19 protein-coding genes and 2 tRNA genes are annotated in these 22654 nt (G+C 51.5%); 6 read left to right on the forward strand and 15 right to left on the reverse strand.

Annotation, left to right across the window (positions count from 1 at the left end; genetic code table 11):
- Positions 1–29 precede the first annotated feature (29 nt).
- From NMD14_10610 to NMD14_10640, 7 genes are all read right to left on the reverse strand, one after another.
- Positions 30–1097 carry a sel1 repeat family protein gene (locus tag NMD14_10610; protein ID XEI31264.1) on the reverse strand — a complete coding sequence of 356 codons (1068 nt, stop codon included), beginning with the start codon at positions 1095–1097 and terminating at the stop codon, positions 30–32.
- Positions 1098–1144: 47 nt separating this feature from the next.
- Complete coding sequence (locus tag NMD14_10615; GenBank protein XEI31265.1) at positions 1145–2662, reverse strand: kinase; 1518 nt, start codon at positions 2660–2662, stop codon at positions 1145–1147.
- A gap of 2 nt (positions 2663–2664) precedes the next feature.
- Entirely contained in the window at positions 2665–4443 is a 1779-nt protein-coding gene (locus NMD14_10620) for a protein phosphatase 2C domain-containing protein (protein XEI31266.1), read from the reverse strand.
- Between the two features lie 107 nt (positions 4444–4550).
- Positions 4551–5186 (reverse strand): VWA domain-containing protein, encoded by a 636-nt coding sequence (locus tag NMD14_10625; protein XEI31267.1) that lies wholly within the window; start codon positions 5184–5186, stop codon positions 4551–4553.
- Positions 5187–5749: 563 nt separating this feature from the next.
- Entirely contained in the window at positions 5750–6070 is a 321-nt protein-coding gene (locus tag NMD14_10630) for a hypothetical protein (protein XEI31268.1), read from the reverse strand.
- A gap of 6 nt (positions 6071–6076) precedes the next feature.
- Positions 6077–6355, reverse strand: coding sequence for a hypothetical protein (locus tag NMD14_10635; GenBank protein XEI31269.1), 279 nt, complete (start codon positions 6353–6355; stop codon positions 6077–6079).
- A gap of 166 nt (positions 6356–6521) precedes the next feature.
- Positions 6522–9650, reverse strand: a complete 3129-nt coding sequence (locus tag NMD14_10640; protein XEI31270.1) for a hypothetical protein — start codon at positions 9648–9650, stop codon at positions 6522–6524.
- Positions 9651–10095: 445 nt separating this feature from the next.
- Between NMD14_10640 and NMD14_10645 the strand changes: the two genes are divergently transcribed.
- Positions 10096–10172: transfer RNA gene (locus NMD14_10645), tRNA-Val, on the forward strand.
- 109 nt (positions 10173–10281) lie between these two features.
- Positions 10282–11619, forward strand: coding sequence for an IS4 family transposase (locus tag NMD14_10650; GenBank protein XEI31271.1), 1338 nt, complete (start codon positions 10282–10284; stop codon positions 11617–11619).
- A 135-nt stretch (positions 11620–11754) separates the two neighbouring features.
- Here NMD14_10650 and NMD14_10655 read toward each other — a convergent pair whose 3' ends face one another.
- The 4 genes from NMD14_10655 to fadR form a co-directional block, all read right to left on the reverse strand.
- A complete protein-coding gene (locus NMD14_10655; GenBank protein XEI31272.1) occupies positions 11755–12639 on the reverse strand; it encodes an AEC family transporter in 885 nt (294 codons plus the stop codon).
- A gap of 12 nt (positions 12640–12651) precedes the next feature.
- Positions 12652–13209 (reverse strand): YaeQ family protein, encoded by a 558-nt coding sequence (locus NMD14_10660; GenBank protein ID XEI31273.1) that lies wholly within the window; start codon positions 13207–13209, stop codon positions 12652–12654.
- Between the two features lie 189 nt (positions 13210–13398).
- A complete protein-coding gene (locus NMD14_10665) occupies positions 13399–13539 on the reverse strand; it encodes a TIGR02808 family protein (protein ID XEI31274.1) in 141 nt (46 codons plus the stop codon).
- 265 nt (positions 13540–13804) lie between these two features.
- Positions 13805–14518 (reverse strand): fatty acid metabolism transcriptional regulator FadR, encoded by a 714-nt coding sequence (gene fadR / locus NMD14_10670; protein XEI31275.1) that lies wholly within the window; start codon positions 14516–14518, stop codon positions 13805–13807.
- A 333-nt stretch (positions 14519–14851) separates the two neighbouring features.
- On the opposite strand from fadR, the gene nhaB reads away from it, so the two are divergent.
- The 3 genes from nhaB (at position 14852) to dsbB (ending at position 18560) form a co-directional block, all read left to right on the forward strand.
- A complete protein-coding gene (nhaB, locus tag NMD14_10675) occupies positions 14852–16432 on the forward strand; it encodes a Na(+)/H(+) antiporter NhaB (GenBank protein XEI31276.1) in 1581 nt (526 codons plus the stop codon).
- A gap of 136 nt (positions 16433–16568) precedes the next feature.
- Positions 16569–17948: an IS4 family transposase gene (locus NMD14_10680; GenBank protein ID XEI31277.1), complete on the forward strand. Its 1380-nt coding sequence runs from the start codon at positions 16569–16571 to the stop codon at positions 17946–17948.
- A gap of 90 nt (positions 17949–18038) precedes the next feature.
- Positions 18039–18560 carry a disulfide bond formation protein DsbB gene (dsbB, locus tag NMD14_10685; protein ID XEI31278.1) on the forward strand — a complete coding sequence of 174 codons (522 nt, stop codon included), beginning with the start codon at positions 18039–18041 and terminating at the stop codon, positions 18558–18560.
- A 78-nt stretch (positions 18561–18638) separates the two neighbouring features.
- On the opposite strand, the gene NMD14_10690 is transcribed toward dsbB, so the two are convergent.
- The 3 genes from NMD14_10690 to uvrB all read right to left on the reverse strand — a co-directional run bounded on the left by NMD14_10690 (position 18639) and on the right by uvrB (position 21735).
- Positions 18639–19286, reverse strand: coding sequence for a DedA family protein (locus tag NMD14_10690; protein ID XEI31279.1), 648 nt, complete (start codon positions 19284–19286; stop codon positions 18639–18641).
- Between the two features lie 182 nt (positions 19287–19468).
- Positions 19469–19726 carry a DUF1232 domain-containing protein gene (locus tag NMD14_10695; GenBank protein ID XEI31280.1) on the reverse strand — a complete coding sequence of 86 codons (258 nt, stop codon included), beginning with the start codon at positions 19724–19726 and terminating at the stop codon, positions 19469–19471.
- Entirely contained in the window at positions 19723–21735 is a 2013-nt protein-coding gene (gene uvrB / locus NMD14_10700; GenBank protein ID XEI31281.1) for an excinuclease ABC subunit UvrB, read from the reverse strand. Before uvrB ends, NMD14_10695 begins: the two co-directional genes overlap by 4 nt.
- Before the next feature lie 133 nt (positions 21736–21868).
- Between uvrB and NMD14_10705 the strand changes: the two genes are divergently transcribed.
- Positions 21869–21944, forward strand: a tRNA-Asn gene (locus tag NMD14_10705).
- 138 nt (positions 21945–22082) lie between these two features.
- On the opposite strand, the gene NMD14_10710 is transcribed toward NMD14_10705, so the two are convergent.
- Positions 22083–22358 (reverse strand): hypothetical protein, encoded by a 276-nt coding sequence (locus tag NMD14_10710; GenBank protein ID XEI31282.1) that lies wholly within the window; start codon positions 22356–22358, stop codon positions 22083–22085.
- Between the last annotated feature and the right edge of the window lie 296 nt (positions 22359–22654).

The raw sequence follows: 22654 nt of genomic DNA on the forward strand, positions 1-22654 counted from the left end.
CTTGTATTTTTATTTTAATTATCAACATGTCAGTCACATTTTGAATTGACGGACTGATTACCAAGCTGATTAAAATGAAGCTGCGCCACTTGATTGCCGTCTTTTGCAGCCTGTTGAAAATAACCTTCTGCCTTATGGAGATCTCGCTCGACACAACGACCAAGTTGATACATTTTTCCAAGTTCGATTTGAGCATTGGTATGACCTTGATCGGCGGCAAGCTTCCACCATTTTAGAACTTCGTTATTATTGGTTGGCAAATTTTTTACATATTTATACAAGGTTCCAAGACGATACTGAGCATCTGCATGACCGGCTTCAGCTGCAAGGAAATACCATTTTTCAGCTTCCCTTTTATCCAGTTTACCTGTCAATCCCATTAAATAAAATTCACCTAACTGATACTGCGCATCTACATGATTCTGCTGAGCCGCAGACTGATACCATTCAATTGCCGCACTTATATTTCGACTAACGCCTAGCCCTGCCCGATACATTGCTGCTAATTGCACCTGCGCATTCACATCACCTTGCTCTGCAGCAGATAGCATTCGTTTGAACATCAAATGACTTTTTTCTACTCGAATAATAACAGGTTCTTGCTTAATGCAACCCCATGCTATATGCGTATTCAATTCATCACCATTCAATAGCTGAATAGCGACTGGGAGATTCTTTGTATTCTGATAATCTGCATCAATAAATAAACAATCAGTTATCACTGAATTTTCATACGCTTTCACTAATGAAACTTCATCGACAATGAAAACATCACTCAAAATCATCAGTTGAGGACGATAAAAATGAGCACCATTGAGTGGTTTAGTTTTAAGCAAATGACAAAGAATGTCCCCTAGCTGATGCCTTGGTTGGTCGCGGTTATGTGGAATTGCGTTTTCGAAGAAATCTTGTTGCAAATCCAGGTAATGAAGGTGCTTTTGACCACTGACCAGCCACACCTCCGCTTCTAGATTTTCCTTCCAATAGGGGTCGTTACTCCAAGCATTAAGCAGCAGATTAAGTGCCGCATTAGCTGACTGGAGTGATTCACCGTCCATGGTATCATCGAAAAGTATGTAAATTTTTTGCTTTTTCATTTACCTAACTTTTGATTGAACATTTACTGTATTCATCTCAATAAACATCATCTTCTACTTATTAATGAGACTCTGGCCTTGCGTGCACCATGTTCTTTGCCAAAACTCAGCACAAGATTATTTCTAAGCGTGATATAGCTACCAATTCCTATAGGGACCGGGTTCTTCTCATTACTCACGTCAGTAAGATCAGCAATAGCTTCATTGACCAATAGCCACTTGTGATTGTAGTACTGGATGTATGCTACACGTTTAGAGTCCTCCTCAGATGTATTTTCGTCGTAACCGAAAAGACCATTGATATGCCAGCGATAGAGAGATAAGCCATCCCAACCAACAATCTCTTTTTGTTCTCTGTGGTATTGCCCGCCACGCCAAAACATCAAATCACCAAATAGCGGGATCTCATTATCATAGCAAGTTTCACAAAATGGACAGACAGCATGATTAGCTTGAGTAGAATCAAAAACAAACCATTTTTCTTCACATTGGCTATTTGAACATGGTAGCAGCAGGTTCATCGTTTCCACCAGAGCATGTTCCCAGTCTGTCGCTGCTGGTCTCTGATTCGGTTTATGTAAAGAATCGATAAATGCACGGTCAAATAATTTTGATAAATAGGGGCCTGTCAAACGATATGGCCGTTTTTGAGTATTGTGCCACGGTAATCGACCTGGTTCTAATTTATGACAATCAATGCTGTTACTGTGATCGGTGGGATGCTCGATAAACAATGCAGATTGCCCCATGCGCAGATCATCATCCTTCTTATCATCATCCATATCGAAAATCTTTTTTCCATCTTTTAGTGGATGGCGATGTAATAGATACATGTAAATAAGCACAGAGAGCGCATAGAGATCTGTCAGACGACTCGGCAGCACACGATCAGGATCTGATTTGGCAAGATGATTTGTGGCAATCACCTCTGGGGCAATAAAATCGGGAGTACCGACGACATCTGGTGGGAACAGATTAGGTACAACGAGTCCGTCAATATCTATGACGCACACATTGGTGCCAACAGGATCGATGAGTACATTTTTATAGGAAAGATCTGAGTGTGCCAACCCTGTTAAGTGCAGACGTCGGATGGCCCTTGCCAGCTTGAGACAGATCCTTAAATAACTCAGCCAATCCCCCAGTTCCCGGGAATCCAACATCTTGCGTGGTTTGTTGGCGGCAAACCACTTGCCCTCTTTATCCTTACCCTGCAACTTCAGCCTGTCTTGGTCGAATGAACCATGTTTGAAGAAAAAATGATCTGGGTAGACCGGCATCCTAATGCCGGTGCGCCCCTCGTGCTGAACGATTGCATCGGGCCAACAAAACAGGTTTTGCCAATAGTGACCGCTGGATGAATTATAAAGTCGGTCACGATATTCCCCCACCAGTTTCGTCAAGCGCATCATACCAATGGCATCGAGTTCTTTCTTGTAAAAGGCCACCACATAGCTGCGATCCGGGGAAAAATAAACTTCCTTCATAAGACCAGAAAGCGGATCGTTCGTATGCACGAACTCGACAGGTTGCCCATCCAGTGTTTGACACTTTACGATATTCATTTTTACTTTTGTTCCTTATCTGCCTGCACCAGCGATATCAAAAGCGTGCGATCATCGTGATAGCCACGCTCAAAGAAATGCAACCATTCCAGCAGGGCTTGCTCAGGATTATCTTTCGCCAATTCAGGCTCAAGCTCCTGCCACAGCTGATCCCAGCAGCTTGGATTGCCCAAATCAGCGTCAGATTTAAACTTGGGATCGCTCACTCCGTCGGTCATGAGTATCAGGGCCTCCGCCTGCTCGATGGCCGCGATGGATACACTGGACGGATAGTGTTGTTGCAGGTAGCTGGCATCCAGAAAACGAGTCTGACCGACAAAAGCGCCAGAGTCCGCAGAACCCAACAGGCGAGATGCCCCTCGGCGGTATGCAACCATGGCGCCATCGCCAATCCAGAGACTGGCCAAGTAAGTTTTTCCCGCAACCGATTTGCTGACGCTCACCAGCAAAGTGGTAGCAAATTGGCGTTCCTTGAGATTGTTCTGCTCGGCCAATATCTTGATCTTGGCGATAGCTTTTTTGCAGATCTCGAAGAACTGGCGATAAAAGAGTTGATGAAAGGCGCCATGACTTATTTCCCAGTCGTTGAGACAGGCGTCACATTCAGCCACTTGCTCTTCTGTAAACCAGCGTTCGAACTCTTCCAGCACAGTTGTAACTGCGATGCGGGAGCCTTCTCTGGAATATTCCGCGCTACCGGCACCATCTGCCACGGCTAGTACCGTCCAGCCGGAATCGTGGCGCCAAAAATCACCATCATCGTCACAGAATTTGGCATCATGCTCATGAGAGCGCCCTCTGCGGCGGGTAAGATAAAGGCCTGCGTCTCGGTCCGCCTTGTGGTCCTGGTGTTCTTTGGGCCACTTAGCGCCCTCTGGTGGTTCGCGGTATGCCCATTGAGAGCTCAAAACAGGCTCTTCAGGCGTCTTGACCGGCTCTTCCCTGTCCACATTGATGGCCGAAGTGTCAGGCAACGACGTATCCAGGTTTGGCTCCTGTGGTAATGGATTGCTATCACCTGGGTTCTCAAGGGGCGATGTCGTTTCCTGATCGTGACACACAACAGCATCGTGGGCAGGCTTTTGGTCACTTAGAGTCTGCCGTGATTCAGGCTTGGGTGGCAGCGGCAGCGCTTGTGCTGTCGTGTTGGCATCAGATTGTTGTAAGGGTTGGGATTGTATATGCCCGCTCGTTGGGAGTTCAGATTCCGAGATCACGGGAGCAGCGGTCACAGTTGGATTTACAGGCTCGACAGCAACCGCGGTGGGTTGGCTCTCAATTGGCGAAGAAGATAGTCTTTTCAGTGCCTCTTCAGCGTCTGGTACCTTTGAGCTTGCCTTACTATACATCTCCAGCGCTTCAGCCTTGTTCTGCTCTAGCCCCCGTCCTTCCTCGTACATCAACCCCAATCTGTATTGGGCTTCAGAGTGTTTCGATTCAATTTGACGATAGCGACTAACCGCCTCACAGTAGTTTTGTTCAACCCCCCGTCCTTCCTCGTACATCAATCCCAATCTGTATTGGGCTTGAGGGTGTTTCGATTCCAGCCGACGATAGCGCTCAATTGCATTGCGTTCGTGCTCTACTCCCCAGCCATTTTCGTACAATTGAGCCAATGAAAACGAAGCATTGGGATGATTTTGTTTCTCTGCCTTAAGGAACCACTTCTCTGCTTTCTCGGACTCGCCTGCATCATAGTACTTACGACCGAGATTATATTGAGCCTCCGCATCTCCTTGTCTCGCTTTTATTCTCAACTTATCGATATCATCTTGGCTCATACCAGTCCCGTATTTTTTAACACATCACTGACTCAACCTGCTTCGAATGGGCATCGGTATAGTCAAATTGAAGGCCATGTCTGTACAGACACGGCCCAGCTCATCGCTTAGCTGATGACGTTGATCGCCGGAGGAGGTGGTGGCAGATCACCCATGCTGCCCACTTCATGATTGGCATCCACATGCTGGGAGCTTACCGCGATGGACTGAGTAACCCACTTGAAGAATGCTCTGATGGTATCTGCGTTAGCAGCATCAATTTGTACCACACTCTCGGTGATCTGCTGCAAAATACCCGTGTTCGCGTACATACCAGCAGCACAGGCAACGATCGTACCGGTCTTAACCTGCTTAAGGCGCTGTAACCCAGCATACCAGTCATCGGTGGGTTCGCCATCGGTCATCAAGAAGACCATGGGTTTCCAGTCTCCTTTTTCGGTAGGGGTATTTTTTTTAACCTCTGCGTCGATGCGTTCTGCCAGCAGCGATAAGGCACCGCCAAGTGATGTTTGGCCACCGGCCTGGATGACAGGAGCCTGGAAGTGCAGAATCTCTGTGAGAGGCGTCACTTGCTTAGCGGTTGCATCGAAAGTGATGACGGAAATATAGGCCGTCTCCAGCGCATAAGGATCCTGTTTAAGGGTCGTTTCCAGCAACTGAACCCCATTTTTAACAGCCTCAATAGGCTCACCAGACATGGATCCGGAAGTGTCTAACAAAAGATAAATGGGTAGACGACGCATGTGATTTTGCTCCTCATGACCTGAAAATAATAATGTATCTCTGCAACCTATAAATTAACAGGTTGCTACCTTATGGAACTATTATACAGATAATCAATTTGAATTTTAGTGCTGTATGAATACACATGTCACATATTCAAACATATATTCGATGGACAACTACCTCCACCACAGTTATCACGAGCGACGGGCACGGCGGGAGCACACTCTGTGAAAAATGTCGAAAGCATAAAAATTGAACAACTCAGATAACTTCGATGCTCAGATATTAGCCGACGTGTTGATGCCGTTAATACAACAGAGAATCAGGAGTGGTCGATATCTGCTGGATTTGCGCGCTTGTTAATAAATTTAACATGGTGTGCACCCGCCCTGGGTCAATACCGACGCTCATATACTGAAAGCCGCACCAAGCCTCGTTTATATGAGGGGATGGCTAAGGGTAAAGTGAATTGTTCTACAAGGATCCAACATCACGCAAACAAGTGCGTAAATTCACTAACTTTCTCAACTAGATCGATATCATGTGAGCAATGTCACCATTTAAAATACAAAAATCAGATTCAGAATGACGGTTCCATATCGCCTATCTCATTATTTTCGTCTACATGCAATGATGAAACTGCGACAGTCTGCGTTATCCATTTAAAGAAAGCTCTAATTGAGTCAGCATTAGCGGCGTCAAGTTGCACCACGTTTTCACTGATGTGCTGCAAAACATTGATATTTATATCTATGCCGGCGGCGCAGATCACAACGGTGCCAAATTTTACCTTTTTCAGGTTATTCAACCCTTTTTGCCAGTCGTCGGTTGGCTCAGTACCGCACATTAAAAACACCATGGGTTTCCAATCACCTTTTTCTGTGCTGGTGTTCTTTTTCACTTCTGATTAAATGCAATCGGCCAATAGCGTTAAAGCACCACCTAAGGAGGTTAGACCGCCCGCTTGAATATTGGGCGCTTTAAAATAACCCACTTCGGTTAAGGGAATAATTTGATTGGCCGATGACCCAAAGGTGATCACTGAAATATATGCTGTTTCTAATGCATAAGGATCTTGCTTTAGTGTGGTTTCAAGAAGCAAAAGACCGTTATTTGTCGCCTCGATTGGCTCGCCGCGCATGGCGTCTGATATATCCAATACGATGTAAATGGGTAACCGCCGCATTAAAATGAACTCCTGCCAATGTGAATGCTAATAACCATCCAAATCCAGTCTGCTTTATGCTCGCACTAATTACTCTTGCAAAAAAAACACATTTAAATCTGCGTCACCCTGCGATTCACGTTGCTCACGCAGGATGACAATTGTTGAAATCTGTTTTCTGAAACTCTTATTTCAACTTGACTTTATTTAAAATAAGACTTTTTATTGATGTAAACACACTATCAACCTTAACGGATAGTTTGCTATTGTGCTTATCCACTGCTGCTTGTGCAACTACATTGCCGTTGTTTGCTGCTTTCGTATACCAAGCGATAGCCGCATTATAATCTTTTTCCAGGCCATCTCCGTTTTCGTATGCTTTGGCCAGCCGGCACTGCGCATCCGGGTTGTTATTTTCAGCCGCGAGTGCTAGCCAAAGCATAAAATCTGACTGACCTTCTGTTAACAAGTAATCGGCAGAACACATTCTTGTGACGGCCACTTTACTTTCAGCATGGCCTTGCTCTGCCGCTTTTTTATACCAGAATAGTGACTTTTTATTTTCTTGCTCTTCTAAAATGCCGCTCTCATATATTTGAGCTAGTTGATATTGAGCATCAACGTTGTTATTCTCTGCTTCATTTTTGCAAAAAGCAATCGTCAACTTAGCATTATTTTCTGCATCCAAACTACCTTGTTTTTCTGCACGTTCAAATAGTTCAATCGCTTTTTTATAATCTGCTTTAACACCTTGGCCATGACGATGCATTAAACCAAGATAATTCAGCGCCTGAGCGTTTTTTTGAGCTGCTGATTTTTCAAACCAAATGGCGGCGGATGCATAATCTTGCTCTACATCCTGACCATTTTTATACATAAGGCCCAATCTACATTGGGCATCATCAATACCATTTTCTGCGGCCTTTGCTAACCAATTACAAAAATCTGGCTCATTTTCTGCTAGACAATAATTTTTACTATATATTTTCCTTAGGGCTTCTTTGCTTTCCGCGCTTGCTGAATTATTATTCGCTGCAGATTTTTTGTGCCAAAAAACAGCTTTTTCAAAGTTTTCTTTATACTCATAGAGAGCACCAAGTAAAGATTGTGCACTTGCATTATCTTGTTCGGCGGCTGATTCATACCAATACACCGCTTGTTCATCATCTTGCTCAACCCCTCGGCCATTTCGGTACATCCAGCCAAGGTTAACTTGTGCATTAGCATTGCCTTGCTCGGCTGCTAATTTATACCAATGCGCCGCCAATTTATCATCTTGCTTAACTCCTCGACCATATTCATACATCCAGCCAAAGTTAAATTGCGCATTAACATTACCTTGATCGGCGGATAATTGATACCAATACACCGCTTGCGCATCATCTTGCTTAATCCCTCGGCCATATTCGTACATTTCGCCAAGATTAAATTGCGCATCAGCATTACCTTGCTTGGCGGTTAGTTGATACCAATGCACCGCTTGTGCATAATCTTGTGCAACCCCCTGGCCACTTCCGTACATAACACCAAGTTTAAATTGCGCATCAGCATTACCTTGTTCAGCGGCTAATTGATACCAATGCACCGCTTGCGCATCATCTTGCTTAATCCCTCGACCATATTCGTACATTTCGCCAAGATTAAATTGCGCATCAGCATTACCTTGTTCAGCGGCTAATTGATACCAATGCACCACGAATACACCATTTTGCTTAACCCCTATGCCATGTTCGTACATCCAGCCAAGCTTAAATTGTGCATTAACATTGCTTTGCCTTGCGGCCAAATGATACCAATGCACCGCTAATACATCATCCTTCGCAACCCCTCGGCCCTCTTCGCACATTCGTCCAAGGTTAAATTGCGCATTAGCATTGCCTTGTTCAGCGGCTAACTCATACCAATAAGCAGCCTGTTTATCATCTTGCGCAACCCCTTGGCCATTTTCGTACATCACACCAAGTTTAAATTGTGCACTAGCATTCTTTTGCTTGGCGACTAATTGATACCAATGCACCGCTTGCGCATCATCTTGCTCACCCCCTCGTCCATCTAGGTACAACCCGACAAGGTTCAATTGTGCATTTGAATTGCCTTGCTTGGCAGCTAATTGATACCAATGCACCGCTTGCGCATCATCTTGCCTAACCCCTCGGCCATTTGCGTACATCGAGCCAAGGTTATTTTGTGCATTAGCATTGCCTTGCTCGGCAGCTAATTGATACCAATGCACTGCTTGCGCATCATCTTGCTTAACCTCTCGGCCATTTGCGTACATTGAGCCAAGGTTATTTTGTGCATCAGCATGACCTTGTTCAGCGGCTAATTGAAACCAATGCGTCGCCCAGACATCATCTGGCCTAACCCCTCTGCCATTTAGATACATGCAGCCAAGGTTAAATTGCGCATTCGCATTACCTTGTTCGGCGGCTAATTGATACCAATGTGCCGCCAATTTATCATCCTGTACAACACCTCTGCCATCTTCGCACATACAGCCAAAACTACGTTGCGCAACAGCATTGCCTTGCTCTGCCGATAATTTAAACCAATACGCAGACTGTGTAAAATCTTCTTTAACACCCAGCCCATGCAAATAGATCAACCCAAGAGCACATTGTGCATTGGCATCATTTTTCTTGGCAGACAAATCAAACCAATAAAAAGCTTGCGCATCATCTTGCGCAACACCGTGACCATCCTGATACATCATCCCTAATTCATATTGGGCTTGTGCATCCCCCTTGCCAGCTAAAGTGATGATTTTATATTTGTTATTTTGAACGGCTTTATTTTCCGATACATCATCAAAAGACAATAAATCACGCAGCTGGCTGATAGATAATTCATCAATTATCCAAGAGCTATCGACAAAGGGTAAATGCAAGGTGGAATTTCGGTTGGATACAAATAACAGCAATTGCGATAAACATGAGTCGGATAAATAAGCACCTATTGTTTCTAAATCCTTAAAATGATACTCGCCGCTAACAATTAATAAACTCGCTGAAAAATAGTGTTCAACATCTTGCGCCGGCATGCGCAATAAACGCAGCAACATGCTTTCAAGACCATTATTTTTGGCTTGCGGCATAACCGAGAATTCAGGCATGGAAGGCTTTTCCAGTAAGTCAACACACGACCAGCCTCGGCGGCCACTTGCTAGCCAGATCTCAACTTCCAGCTTACTGGCTAAATAATGGTCATTTTCCCACGCACTGATCAACTGACTGATCGCCGCATTTGCCGCTTGAATCGACTCGCCCGCCATACTTGGCAAATCGTTAAGAAGAATATAAACCTGCTTACGCTTCATCAATTGACTCTGTTATCAAATAAAAATTACTTTACCAAAAATTACCTATTGAGTGATATATGAAAATGAACAGCGGGGTCAAAGCAGAGCAAGATCATGAACGTTTTTCGTTCAAACAGCTCTAGTTGTTGACCCCGAAGATCGGTAACTGTCCACCAACAGGGTCTCACAGTGTATTGACACGCAAATAATTAGACGATCGTCTCTTGATCCACATTTGCCTCTTGTTTGATCCTACCCATCTGGCAACCTTGCCTTTTGTATAAGCGTAGGCCATCCACTTACACACTCGGAAACACCCCCACGGGCGTGGGGAAGACCACCAGGACGCACCATAACAGTTTGAATAAATTGCAGATGTGGATTTATTGCTCAATTGGTCAGATCACTACTTTGACATGGCATATGCGGTGTCGTTGGTTCGAATCCAGTTGAACACTGATGTGGGTTTATAGCTCAGTTGGTTAGAGCATCACCTTGACATGGTGGGGGTCGGTGGTTCGAATCCACTAGGACGCACCAGATTGAAGAAGCCCGCTCCCCGAGCGCAATGCTGATCAGTTAAGGATCCATTGACCGATCCTTCTGCTGTAGGACAATCCGGAACCAATCACTGGTTCCGGATTTTTTTATGTCTATTGCAAACGACCTGAGCGATGTTGTTGAGACATCTGGCGACATGCTGGCTCGGCTGGCAATTTTTGCCGACCATATTCCCGACGAATGGATTACTGCCGCTGCCGCCTTGTCTGAAAAGGCCACTATCCGCCGACGCCGCTTACCTTCTGATATGGTCTTGTGGCTCGTCGTGGGGATGGCCTTTTTCCGTAATGAGCCCATCTCCGAGGTCGCTCGGCGCCTCAATATCTGTGCAGAAGGGTTGGCCAATGACGCCTTGCTCGCGGACAGTGCCCTGTCTCAAGCCCGTCAGCGACTCGGCAAACAGCCGCTCGAGTGGCTGTTCAAGCAGTGTGCCGATGTGTGGGGACGGGAACGTTATCCTGAAGACCAGTGGCACGGTTTACAGGTCTTTGCCATCGATGGAGCCCTGTTTCGTACCCAGGATATGCCTGAACTCAGGGCGCATTTCGGTTCGGGTAACACGTCAACCAACCGGCAGACACCCTATCCAATGCTGCGGCTGGTCACGCTGATGAATGTCCGCTCGCATGTCATTGCCAACGCGGCCATCAGCCCGTATCGCAAAGGGGAAATCCCCCTGGCCAGTGAGTTCATTCACTCATTGCCGGACAAGTCGGTGACCCTGCTGGATAAAGGTTTCTTCGGTGCCGACCTGTTGCTACGAATTCAGGCCGAAGACACCGACCGTCACTGGCTCATCCCGGAACGCAAGGGGCTGGTATACACGGAACTGGAGCGCTATGGCGACGGTGACCGTCTGTTGCAAATGACGGTCTCGCCTCAGGCACGCAAGAAAAACCCGGCGTTGCCGACGCACTGGCAAGTTCGCGCAGTGACCTACGAGGTGGCAGGCAAGGAGAAAACGGTCTTTACCTCCCTGCCCGTAACCCGATTCAGCGCAGCGCAGGTGGCGACCCTGTACCACGAGCGCTGGGAAATCGAGTTGGGATACCGGGATATCAAAAGTGCGATGCAGCACAACGCCATCACACTGAGAAGCAAGAAAGTGGACTTGGTTTATCAGGAACTGTGGGGTTTGCTGCTTGGATACAATCTGGTCAGGCGGGAGGCGAGCCAGGCCGCCGTAGCTCATCAGCGAGCGCCCAATGAGGTGAGCTTCAAGTTTGCCTGTCAGTTCATCGCGAACCAGATGGCAGTGATGGCGGGCGCGATATCGCCAGCCCATACCCCACGGAGGTTGGCGGAGTTGCGGGGGAGCATAGGCGTCATGTTCATAGAAAAACGCCCCAGGCCATCGAGACCCAGGGCGGTGAAGATATCAAAGACCCGCTTTCCGGTAGATCGCAATGCGGCTCCGCTTAGGTGAACAGCATTGCGCTCCCCGAGCGGGCTTTTTGCATTGTGCCGGTTAGCAAGTCAACGGCGAAACGCAATCTCTGCGCAATTAATGTATTGATAGCATTGCCAAAACCTGGGAGAAGACTCCCCGAGCCAGGGGGGCTCAGCTCGACATGTGCAGCGCCAACCAGACCGCTAGCGGGATCACCAGCACAGAGAGGGCATTGCCACCGAGCACGATACTGGCCACCTTGTCCGGCTGACAGTGATACTGCTCACAGAGCATGTAATTCAACACCGCAGGAGGCAAGGAAACCGACAACATCAACAGCGGGATCCACTCCGTCTTGAGCGGCAACAGCCAGATCGCCAGCAGCAGCGACAATCCCCCCGCCAGCAGATAGAGCAGATTACACTTGAGCGCGAGGCCAAGGTGATCGAGCTCCCCCTCCATCAGGCGAATGCCCAGCGCAAAGAGCATCAGGGGCACCGAGATCTGACCGAGCAGCGAGGCCGTGGTGACCACATATTCCGGCAGCGTGATGTGCAGGTTGGCCACCAGCAAACCGGCCAGCGCGGCCCACAGCACCGGGCTACGCAGCCACAGCCAGCGAGAGGTGTTGGCCGAGAGAATAAACATGCCGACCGAAAAGTGCAGCAGGTTGGAGAGGACAAAGAGGATCACAATGGCCCCCAGTTGCTGCTCGCCAAACGCCAGCACCATCAAGGGGATACCGAGATTGCCGGTATTTCGGAACATGGCGGGCAAGATCAGGGCTGCCCGCTCAATCCCTTTGAGTTTGAGCAGTGCGAGCAGCAGACCGGGTAACAGGATAACCAGCGCCCCCGCCGCAATCAGCGGCAGATGTTCCGCCAGCGCCAGCGGATATTTCACCAGCGCGGAGAAGACCAGCGTAGGGGTAAATAGCTCGATATTGGCCCGATTGACGTAACCGAGGGCGGCCCCCGGTCGCAATCGTCCATAGAGTGCACCAAGCCCGACCACACCGAACACCGGAATAACAATATTGAGCAGGGCGCTGAACATGGGCGGCGTCCGTTACAGTTCGCGGGCCGGCTTGCCCATCAGCACCAGCGGATCCAGCGTCACTTCCAGTGCGCCATTGCTGACCCAGAGCTGACCATCGGAGATAGTGCAGGTGAGCTGCATGGTGCGCTCGACCATGGCGGTGAGCGGCAAGGTCTGGCTGTCGGAGAGTTCGATGATGCTGAGATTGTCATGCTGGCTCAGCTTGCCCTGGTTCTGCTTCCACCAAACGCTGGTGCCACGACCACCGTAGAGATAGAGCACCACCTGACGGGCGCGGTTGCAGGCTTTTTTCAGTCGTTTTTCATCGGGTTGGCCCAGCTCGATCCAGAGCTCTATTTCGTCCGAGTAGTTCTTGCACCAGAGCTCGGGTTCGTCATCGGCGCTCAATCCCTTGGTGAACTCCAGTCGCTCGGCAGCGTGCCAGGCAAAGGCCGCCAGCCGGATCATCATCCGTTCATCGGTTTCGGAGGGGTGGCGCGCCAGCGTGAGGGAGAAGTCCTGATACAGATTGCGATCCATATCAGACAAACTGATCTGGGCCTTGAATACGGTTGCCTTGAGAGCCATAGAAAACCTTGAACACCTGGATAAGAGAAGGGTGAGTGGGAAATACGGGCGCCAGTGTAATCAAAATCGGCAGCAGGTTCGACCATCCTGACCAAAGATTTCCCCTTCCCTGCCGGGATAAGTGCTTTAAAAGACACAAAAAACAAATGCCAGTCCGAAGACTGGCATTTGGCGGCATGGAGAAGCGACTCACTTCTCGGCGGACTGTACCCCGAACGCGTTCAGCAGCAGGCAACAGGTCACTGCCACCGCCACGAATCCGCTCAGAAAGATAAAGGGCATGGCCCCATATCCCAGTACTGTCCAGATGGTGTGTTCAAGAAGACTCATTGTTGTGTCCTTCATCCGGTGAAAGGTGTGTTCCTTCTGGCGGATATTGGCTCCGCTCTTGATGCCTCCATTTGACCTCAATCAGCGGTTGGGTCCTATGCCACCAAAGTGATAAATGCAGGGTTCATTTGCGCTGGATCAAGCTTTTTTGGCCAAATATTCATGCAGTTCAAGCAATTACCACCGCCAATTAAGGATAGACACAAACGCGGCAGAATAAAAAAACGCGCCGGATGGCGCGTTTTTTGAAAGAACAGGCAAGGGATCAGTTGTCGCACAGATCGCTTGGCATGTCCTGACGCAGGCGGGTCCACAGCTTGCCGGACTCGATACCGTACTGGCGGACGGTCATGAACACGGCTTCGTGGTTCTTGGTCTCGGCCAGATTGAGCAGGGTCTTGTAGTAGGCATCTGCGGTCTCGCGGGCCTGCTTGTCGGAGAAGTAGTAGCTGCCGACCCGGCTGTACAACCCTTTGAAACCGTTCAGGATCAGGGCGTAGATCGGATTGCCGGAGGCGAATGCCAGCTGGTGGTGCAGGCGATAATCGAACTCGGCATAAGCCTGTGCATTGTTCTCGACCCCATCGGCGCCACGCAGGATCTCGGCAGCCTGTTCCGGATTGTGACGGATCGCCCCGCGGATAAAGATGGTGCAGATGTGGGTACGGGCGGAGAGCAGTTGGGCTACCAGATCCGGCACCTTGTCCTGATCCAGACGGGCCAACGTTTCCAGAATATTGAGGCCGGAGGTTTCCCAGAAATTGTTTACCTTGGTCGGCTTGCCATGCTGGATGGTCAACCAACCATCTCGGGCCAGTCGTTGCAGCACTTCGCGCAAGGTGGTCCGCGTCACCCCGATCAACTCGGATAATTCACGCTCGGCGGGCAGAATAGATCCGGGAGGAAAGCGATTGTTCCAGATGGACTCGATGATGTATTCCTCGGCAAACCCAGCTGGGCTCTGCGCTTTTATAACCATGAATTGACTCTGTTGTAATGCGTAAAAAGGCTGACGAATGATATCAAAGCGATGATGGCTGGCAAGCATAAGGTCAGGCCTCTGCTCACATATGGCAAATATAGTGTTGGGAATATGTATTTAATCGCCACGGGGGAGCCAGCCAACCCCGACAAGGTGGTTATAAAACAGACACATGGGCAGAGATCCAGCGGCAATCATTTATAATCGTCACGCTTTTTGATTAAAATCACGAGGAATCAGAGAGATAAAGGCCAACATCCGGAGGCACAGGTCGAATCATCCTTGACTGCATAGAAGCAGATCCTAACAACAAAGTTGAGACCCATTATCATGCCAATAAGCCTAGGGCAGGCATTCGCCAAGAACTTCTTGGGCAATGCACCACAGTGGTATAAAAGCGCCATCTTGCTATTTCTGGTGATCAATCCGATCGCCTTTCATCTTGATCCTTTCATTGCGGGCTGGTTACTGGTCGTTGAGTTTATCTTCACGCTGGCCATGGCACTCAAGTGCTACCCCCTGCAACCGGGCGGTCTGCTCGCGATCGAAGCCGTGTTGATCGGCATGACCTCTGCCGATCAGGTCAAACACGAGCTGGTCGCCAATATCGAAGTGCTGCTACTGCTGGTGTTCATGGTGGCAGGCATCTATTTCATGAAACAGTTGCTGCTCTATGTTTTCACCAAGCTGCTGATCGGCGTGCGCTCCAAGGTACTGCTCTCCCTCTCCTTCTGTCTGGTGTCGGCCTTCCTGTCAGCGTTCCTCGATGCCCTGACCGTGATTGCCGTGGTGATCAGCGTCGCCACCGGCTTTTATGCCATTTATCACAAGGTCTCCTCCGGCAAGGAGTTCGGCAATCCCCACGACCATAGCCATGACGAGGAAGTCGCCGAACGCAATCGCCAGGATCTCGACGATTTTCGTGCCTTCCTGCGCAGTCTGATGATGCATGCCGCCATCGGTACCGCACTGGGCGGTGTCTGCACCCTGGTGGGTGAGCCACAAAACCTCATCATCGGCGAGCAGGCTGGCTGGCACTTCGGCGAATTTGCCATTCGCATGTCCCCCGTGACCGTCCCTGTCTTTATCTGCGGTCTGCTGACCTGCGTGCTGGTGGAGCAGTTTCGCTGGTTTGGCTATGGCGCTCGCCTGCCGGACACGGTGCGCGCCATCATGGTGGAGTACAACCGCTACGAAGAGGCAAAACGCAGCCCGCAGGACAAGGCCAAGCTGATCGTTCAGGCATTGATTGCGGTCTGGCTGATCGTCGGTCTAGCCATGCACCTGGCGGCCGTTGGCCTGATTGGCCTCTCGGTCATCGTGCTGGCCACCTCCCTGACCGGGATCACCGAGGAGCACTCGCTGGGTAAAGCTTTCCAGGAAGCGCTCCCCTTCACCGCCCTGCTGGCGGTCTTCTTCAGCGTGGTCGCAGTCATCATCGATCAGCAGTTGTTCAAGCCGGTGATCCAGCTGGTACTGGCAGCCAAACCGGAGAACCAGCTGGCCCTCTTCTATCTGGCGAACGGGGTGCTCTCCATGGTCAGTGACAACGTCTTCGTCGGCACCGTCTATATCAATGAGGTGAAGACAGCGCTGATCAATGGCGCCATCGACCGCGCCCAGTTCGATCTGCTGGCGGTGGCCATCAACACCGGTACCAACCTGCCGTCGGTCGCCACCCCCAATGGTCAGGCCGCCTTCCTGTTCATGCTAACCTCGGCTTTGGCGCCCTTGCTGCGCCTCTCCTATGGCCGCATGGTCTGGATGGCGCTGCCCTACACCCTGGTGCTGGGACTGATCGGCTTCTTCGCCGTAGAGTTGCTGCTCGCCCCGACCACCGAGTGGTTCTATCAGCACGGGTGGCTGGTGATGGAGAGTGCGCTCCCCGCGGTACAGCCGGCGCTGCATTAATCCGTTATTACGGATCCCGAGGGCCCTTCAGGCTGTCTCTTATACACAAATCCCCAAGCATCGCTTGGGGATTTTTTTGAACCTTTTCCCTTCTCCGTGATCTGACTCTTTTGCCATCCCTTATCACGGCTCTAATATGCATCTCACCCAACTCGAACAATGGGCATTCGACCAGTTTGGCCATGCCAATCTCAAGGACCCCAGACGCACTGAACGTCTCGTCAAACTCGCCACCGCCCTTGCTCAACAACCCGGAGATTGCGTGTCACAACTTCCCCTCTCACCCGCCGACATGGAAGGCTCATATCGCTTTATTCGCAACCACCATGTCAATGCCGATGCCATTGCTGATGCAGGCTTTGCCACCACCGCAGCCCTAGCCAGGGACTACGACCTGTTGCTGGCACTGGAAGATACCACGGCCCTGACCTTCAACCATGCCAGCGTCCATGATGAGCTGGGGCACACCAATCAAGGCAGTAGTCGCGCTCTGCTGGCTCACTCCGTCTTGTTGTTTGCTCCGCATAAATCGCAGGTGGTCGGCATGATTGCACAGCGTATCTGGACCCGTGATGTCAGCAAGCGGGGAGAGAGCCACCGGCATGCCACCCGGCCTTACAAGGAGAAAGAGAGTCGCAAGTGGGAGGAGGCATCCGTGGCCTTTGCCGCCCGTCTCGGCACTCAGATGGCCAACGTTATCTCGGTCTGTGACCGGGAAGCGGATATCTACGAATATCTGCATTACAAGCAGAGCAACCAACAACGCTTTGTGGTGCGCTCGATGCAAAGTCGCTGTATCGAAGAGCATGACCACAAGCTCTACGACTATGCCCGGCAGTGCCACTCTGCCGGCACCAAGGTCGTCAAAATACCGCAGCGGGGCGGCAGAAAAGCCAGAGAGGCCGTGCTCGACATCAAGTTTACCAAAGTCACCCTAAAGGCTCCGGCCAACAAGCGTAACGAGCCGGATATCCCGCTCTACTACGTGGGATGCATTGAGCAGGGCGATGCCTCTGACCGGCTGGAGTGGCACCTGCTGACTAGTGAAGCCGTGACCGACGATGCACAGGCCCGCAAGGTTATCGGCTATTACGAGCGGCGCTGGCTTATCGAGGATTATCACAAGGTCTGGAAGAGTGCCGGCACTCGGGTAGAAACCTTAAGGATGCAGAGCATGGATAACCTGAAGCGGATGTGCGTCATCTTGTCGTTTATCGCGGTGCGTCTGTTGCAATTGAGGTTTATCAACGAGGAGTCATCGGCACAGAATCAAAGCTGCGAAACGGTGATAGGCCCGACGGGGTGGAAGCTGCTTTGGCGAAAGGTAGAGAAAACGCCGTTGCCAACCAAGGTGCCGGATATGAGATGGGCGTACCGGAGCCTGGCCAAGCTGGGGGGCTGGAAGGACACTAAACGAACGGGGCGGGCTTCAATAGCGGCATTATGGGAGGGCTGGTTTCGACTCCAGACCCTCCTGGAAGGCTACGAACTGGCGCAGTCTCTTGAGCACCAATAGTTGTGATCAAGAGACAGCCTTCAGGGCCCTTTTCTTTTTTGCCCCGCTCTGCTCTAATTCAGCCATTATTTTTTCTGAGAGATCAATAAGATGATCGAATTTATCCGCCGTATCGCCGCCCATCGGCTGGCCTGGGGCCTGTTGGCAGCATCAGCCCTGTTCCTCGAGTTGTGCGCCCTCTTCTTCCAGCATGTGCTGGGCCTCTCCCCGTGCGTGATGTGCGTTTACGAACGGTTGGCGACCCTGGGGGTGCTGGCCGCCGGTCTGCTCGGCATGGCGGCACCGGATAAGTGGTATATTCGCTGGAGCGCCATGTTGCTGTGGGGCTACAGTGCCTTCCGCGGCTTTCAGCTGGCTCTCAAGCATGTGGATTATCAGGTTAACCCCTCCCCGTTCAACGTCTGCAGCCCGTTTGCCGACTTCCCGAGCTGGGCTCCGCTCGATCAGTGGCTTCCCTGGCTCTTTATGCCGGAAGGGGATTGTGCCCAAATCACCTGGCAGTTCTTCGGTTACTCCATGCCCCAGTGGCTGGTCGTCATCTTCGCCGCTTACCTGTTGGTCTTCACCGTGGTGGCCATCGGCAATCTGGTGAAAGGTCGTTGCTGCAACTGATCGTCATGCTCGCGTGGAAATAAAGAGGGGGAGCCAGTATGGCTCCCCCTTTCTCGTTCTGGCTGACCGTATTTCTGGTTACGCCTTGGCTGTGCCCATCTTGGCCTTGACCGCACCAATCACCATGGGCAACAGCGAGATGCCGATGATGCCGAAGATCAGCAGGGTAAAGTTGTGACGCACCACCGGCAGATTGCCAAAGAAGTGACCGGCATAGACGAAAGAGAGCACCCACAACAGACCGCCAACCAGGTTGAACGCCAGGAAGCGCGGATAGGTCATGGCCCCCATCCCTGCCACGAACGGCGCAAAGGTACGCACGATGGGCAGGAAGCGCGTGACGATGATGGTCTTGCCGCCATGCTTGGCATAGAAGGCGTGGGTCTTTTCCAGATAGTCTCGGCGGAAGATTTTTGAATCCGGCTTACGGAACAGCTGCTCACCGAAGAAGTGACCGATGGTGTAGTTGACCACGTTGCCCAGCACGGCCGCGATGATCAGGACGCCTGCCAGGGTGTGGACGTCCAGCACGCTGCCCACGGTAAGCGCTCCGGCGGCAAACAGCAGGGAGTCACCAGGCAGGAACGGCGTCACTACCAGCCCGGTTTCACAGAAGATGATCAAAAACAGGATGGCGTAAACCCAGACGCCATAGTTCTCGAACAGCTCTTTCAAATGCACGTCAACGTGCAGGATAAAATCGATTGCAAAGAGGATCAGATCCATTTTTTCCATACCCATAAAGTGAACGGCGTGGAGTCTACGCCAATGCCATCCGGGCGACAATCACCGGGCCAGCCTCTTTTTCATCCCGCAGTCACCACCTTCAAATGAAACCGTTTTTCTACGTTCATCGAGGTGTGGGCAGGCACAAAGAGAGATGCCAAGCGTGGTGTCGAGAAGGCGAGCTAGGGGGCCTGTTCCAGATCGCGGCGCACTGCGGGAGGTAGGCAACGCTCCCAACCCCACAGCAACCCCAGCAGCAGAGTCACGTCATCGAACCAACCCAGCAAAGGCACCACGTCGGGGATAAGATCCACCGGACTGATGCCATAGAGCAGGATAAGGATCACCAGGCCCTTCGCCCACCAGGGGGTACCGGGGTGGCGAAAGCCCTGATAGAGACGACGCAGTCGTTGCCAAATAAGCCAGTGTTTGCGGCTCATGACGCGATCAACTCGCCGCGCAGCCGCTGGATCTGATCCCGCAGCGCCGCAGCCTGTTCGAACTCCAGATCCCGGGCATGCTGGAACATCTGCTCCTCCATTCGTTTGATCTCTTTGGCAATCTCGCTGGCAGAGCGGACATGGTACTCCCCTTGCGGCTCGGCGGCCTTGCGCATCCCCTTGCCTGGTTTGCCTGCCGTGCGGCTGCCTCCCATGTCCATCACATCGCCAATGGATTTGTTGAGCCCTTTGGGGGTGATGCCGTGCTTGAGGTTATGGGCATGCTGCAAGGCACGGCGCCGCTCGGTCTCCTCGATCGCCACCTTCATCGAATTGGTGATGGTATCGCCGTAGAGGATTACCTTGCCGTTGAGGTTGCGCGCCGCGCGGCCGATGGTCTGGATCAGCGAGCGGGTCGAGCGCAGGAAACCCTCTTTATCCGCATCCAGAATCGCCACCAGCGACACCTCCGGCATGTCGAGACCTTCCCGCAGCAGGTTGATCCCCACCAGCACATCGAACTTGCCAAGGCGAAGATCGCGAATGATCTCCACCCGCTCGACCGTATCGATATCAGAGTGGAGGTAGCGCACCTTGACGTCGTGCTCCGCCAGATATTCGGTCAGATCCTCCGCCATCCGTTTGGTCAGGGTCGTGACCAGCACCCGCTCCTCCACCGCCACCCGCTTGCGGATCTCGGAGAGCAGATCGTCCACCTGGGTGGTCACCGGACGCACCTCGATCTCAGGATCGAGCAGGCCAGTAGGGCGCACCACCTGTTGCACCACATCGCCGCCGGACTTCTCCAGCTCGTAAGGGCCCGGGGTGGCCGAGACAAACACCGTCTGTGGCATCAGCGCTTCAAATTCGTCGAACTTGAGCGGCCGGTTGTCCAGCGCCGATGGGAGCCGGAAGCCGTACTCCACCAGCGTCTCCTTGCGGGAGCGGTCCCCTTTGAACATGGCGCCGATCTGCGGCACCGTGACGTGGGACTCGTCGATGATGAGCAGGCCATCCCCAGGCAGGTAGTCAAACAGGGTGGGCGGCGGTTCCCCCGGCGCCCGGCCGGAAAGGTAGCGGCTGTAGTTCTCGATGCCGGAACAGTAACCCAGCTCCTGCATCATCTCCATATCGAACTGGGTACGCTGCCTGATGCGTTGCTCTTCCACCAACTTGTTAAGGGACAACAGCTGCTCGCGGCGGCTGCGCAGCTCCTCCTTGATATGTTCGATAGCCCCCAGGATGGTCTCGCGCGGGGTGGCGTAGTGGGTCTTGGGGTAGATGGTGTAGCGCACCACCGTCTGCTCGATGGCACCGGTCAGGGGATCGAACTGGGAGAGGCGCTCCACCTCTTCATCGAACAACTCCACCCGCAGGGCCAACTTGTCAGATTCGGCAGGGTAAATGTCGATCACTTCACCGCGCACCCGGAAGGTGCCGCGCTGGAAGGCCATGTCGTTGCGGGTGTACTGCAGCTCGGCGAGGCGACGCAGGATATCCCGCTGGTTGATCACATCCCCCACTTTGAGGTGCAACATCATGCTGAGGTAGGCCTGGGGATCCCCCAGACCATAGATGGCCGACACCGAAGCAACGATCACCACATCGCGCTGCTCCAGCAGCGCCTTGGTGGCCGACAATCGCATCTGCTCGATGTGATCGTTGATCGAGGCATCCTTCTCTATAAAGGTGTCGGTGGTCGGCACATAGGCTTCGGGCTGGTAATAGTCGTAATAGGAGACGAAATACTCCACCGCGCTGTCGGGGAAGAACTCCTTCATCTCGCCATAGAGCTGTGCGGCCAAGGTCTTGTTGGGTGCCAGGATCATGGTCGGGCGGTTCAGAGTGGCGATGACATTGGCCATGGTGAAGGTCTTGCCCGAACCGGTCACCCCGAGCAGGGTCTGATGGGCCAGCCCCGACTCGATGCCGTCCAGCAGTTGGGCAATCGCCGTGGGCTGATCCCCAGCGGGTTGAAACTGGCTGGCTAACTTGAACAATTTGCTCATGAACACTCCCGACACAAAACAGCAGATGAGCAGTGTAACCGAGGGGCTGGCAACGGTACACCCGTGCCATCATCCCGCGAATAGCTTGACCACCTAGGGCACCTTCTGTATGATGTTCCTCCTTGCCTGATGTTCCCCCGTAGTTCAGTCGGTAGAACGGCGGACTGTTAATCCGTATGTCACTGGTTCAAGTCCAGTCGGGGGAGCCAATTCCTCACCATCTCGGTGCAAGTTATCCACTTTAGTGCCCTCTCCTGCCAATTTTAATGCACAAGATCCTTCTTGCTGCTGACGATCCTTTTTGTTACCCAATCCGGCCCGACAGAGTTTTCTCCTGCCGCATCTAACTATTTGATTTTTATGAAAACATTTTTCTTCCGGTATTTTTTGAACAGCACTTGCATCCCAGTACTGGCGCGGCTTTCAAGGCGATGAACAAGTTTCATGAACAGGGTTATCCACAGATTCTGTGGGTAAGTGCTGCAAGCCCTGTCAGGACGCGGGATTGCCCGTGATGGCTCCCGGCGATAAGTCATTTTGCTGGCCAACCTGATTTTATGCTGTTTTTTTGCCCCCTCCGGAACCGCCGGGTGACAGGCTCTATTGGCACTTTTCAGAGACATCTTTATGCCAACCCTTTTCCCGTGGGCTAGCGGGCAAATAGCAAGCTGATTTGCCCCTCTGCCAACCATGGCAGCCATCCGTTGAATCTGCTGAAACTGATCCCCGCCGACCCCCTAAACAGCAGAATCTAAATTATCGACCTGCACCCGATCGCTTCGGTAGCGAGCAGCATATTTCACTAATTGACATCGGCGACGGCAGCAAAAATCCACTGATTTCATCCGCTTGTCTCCCTATCCCGCCGCTTGATCCACAAATAGCGTCCGATTAATCACCCCCTTGCACTTCTTTATTG

It is taken from the genome of Aeromonas veronii, from assembly GCA_041319085.1.
Lineage (GTDB): Bacteria > Pseudomonadota > Gammaproteobacteria > Enterobacterales > Aeromonadaceae > Aeromonas > Aeromonas veronii_F.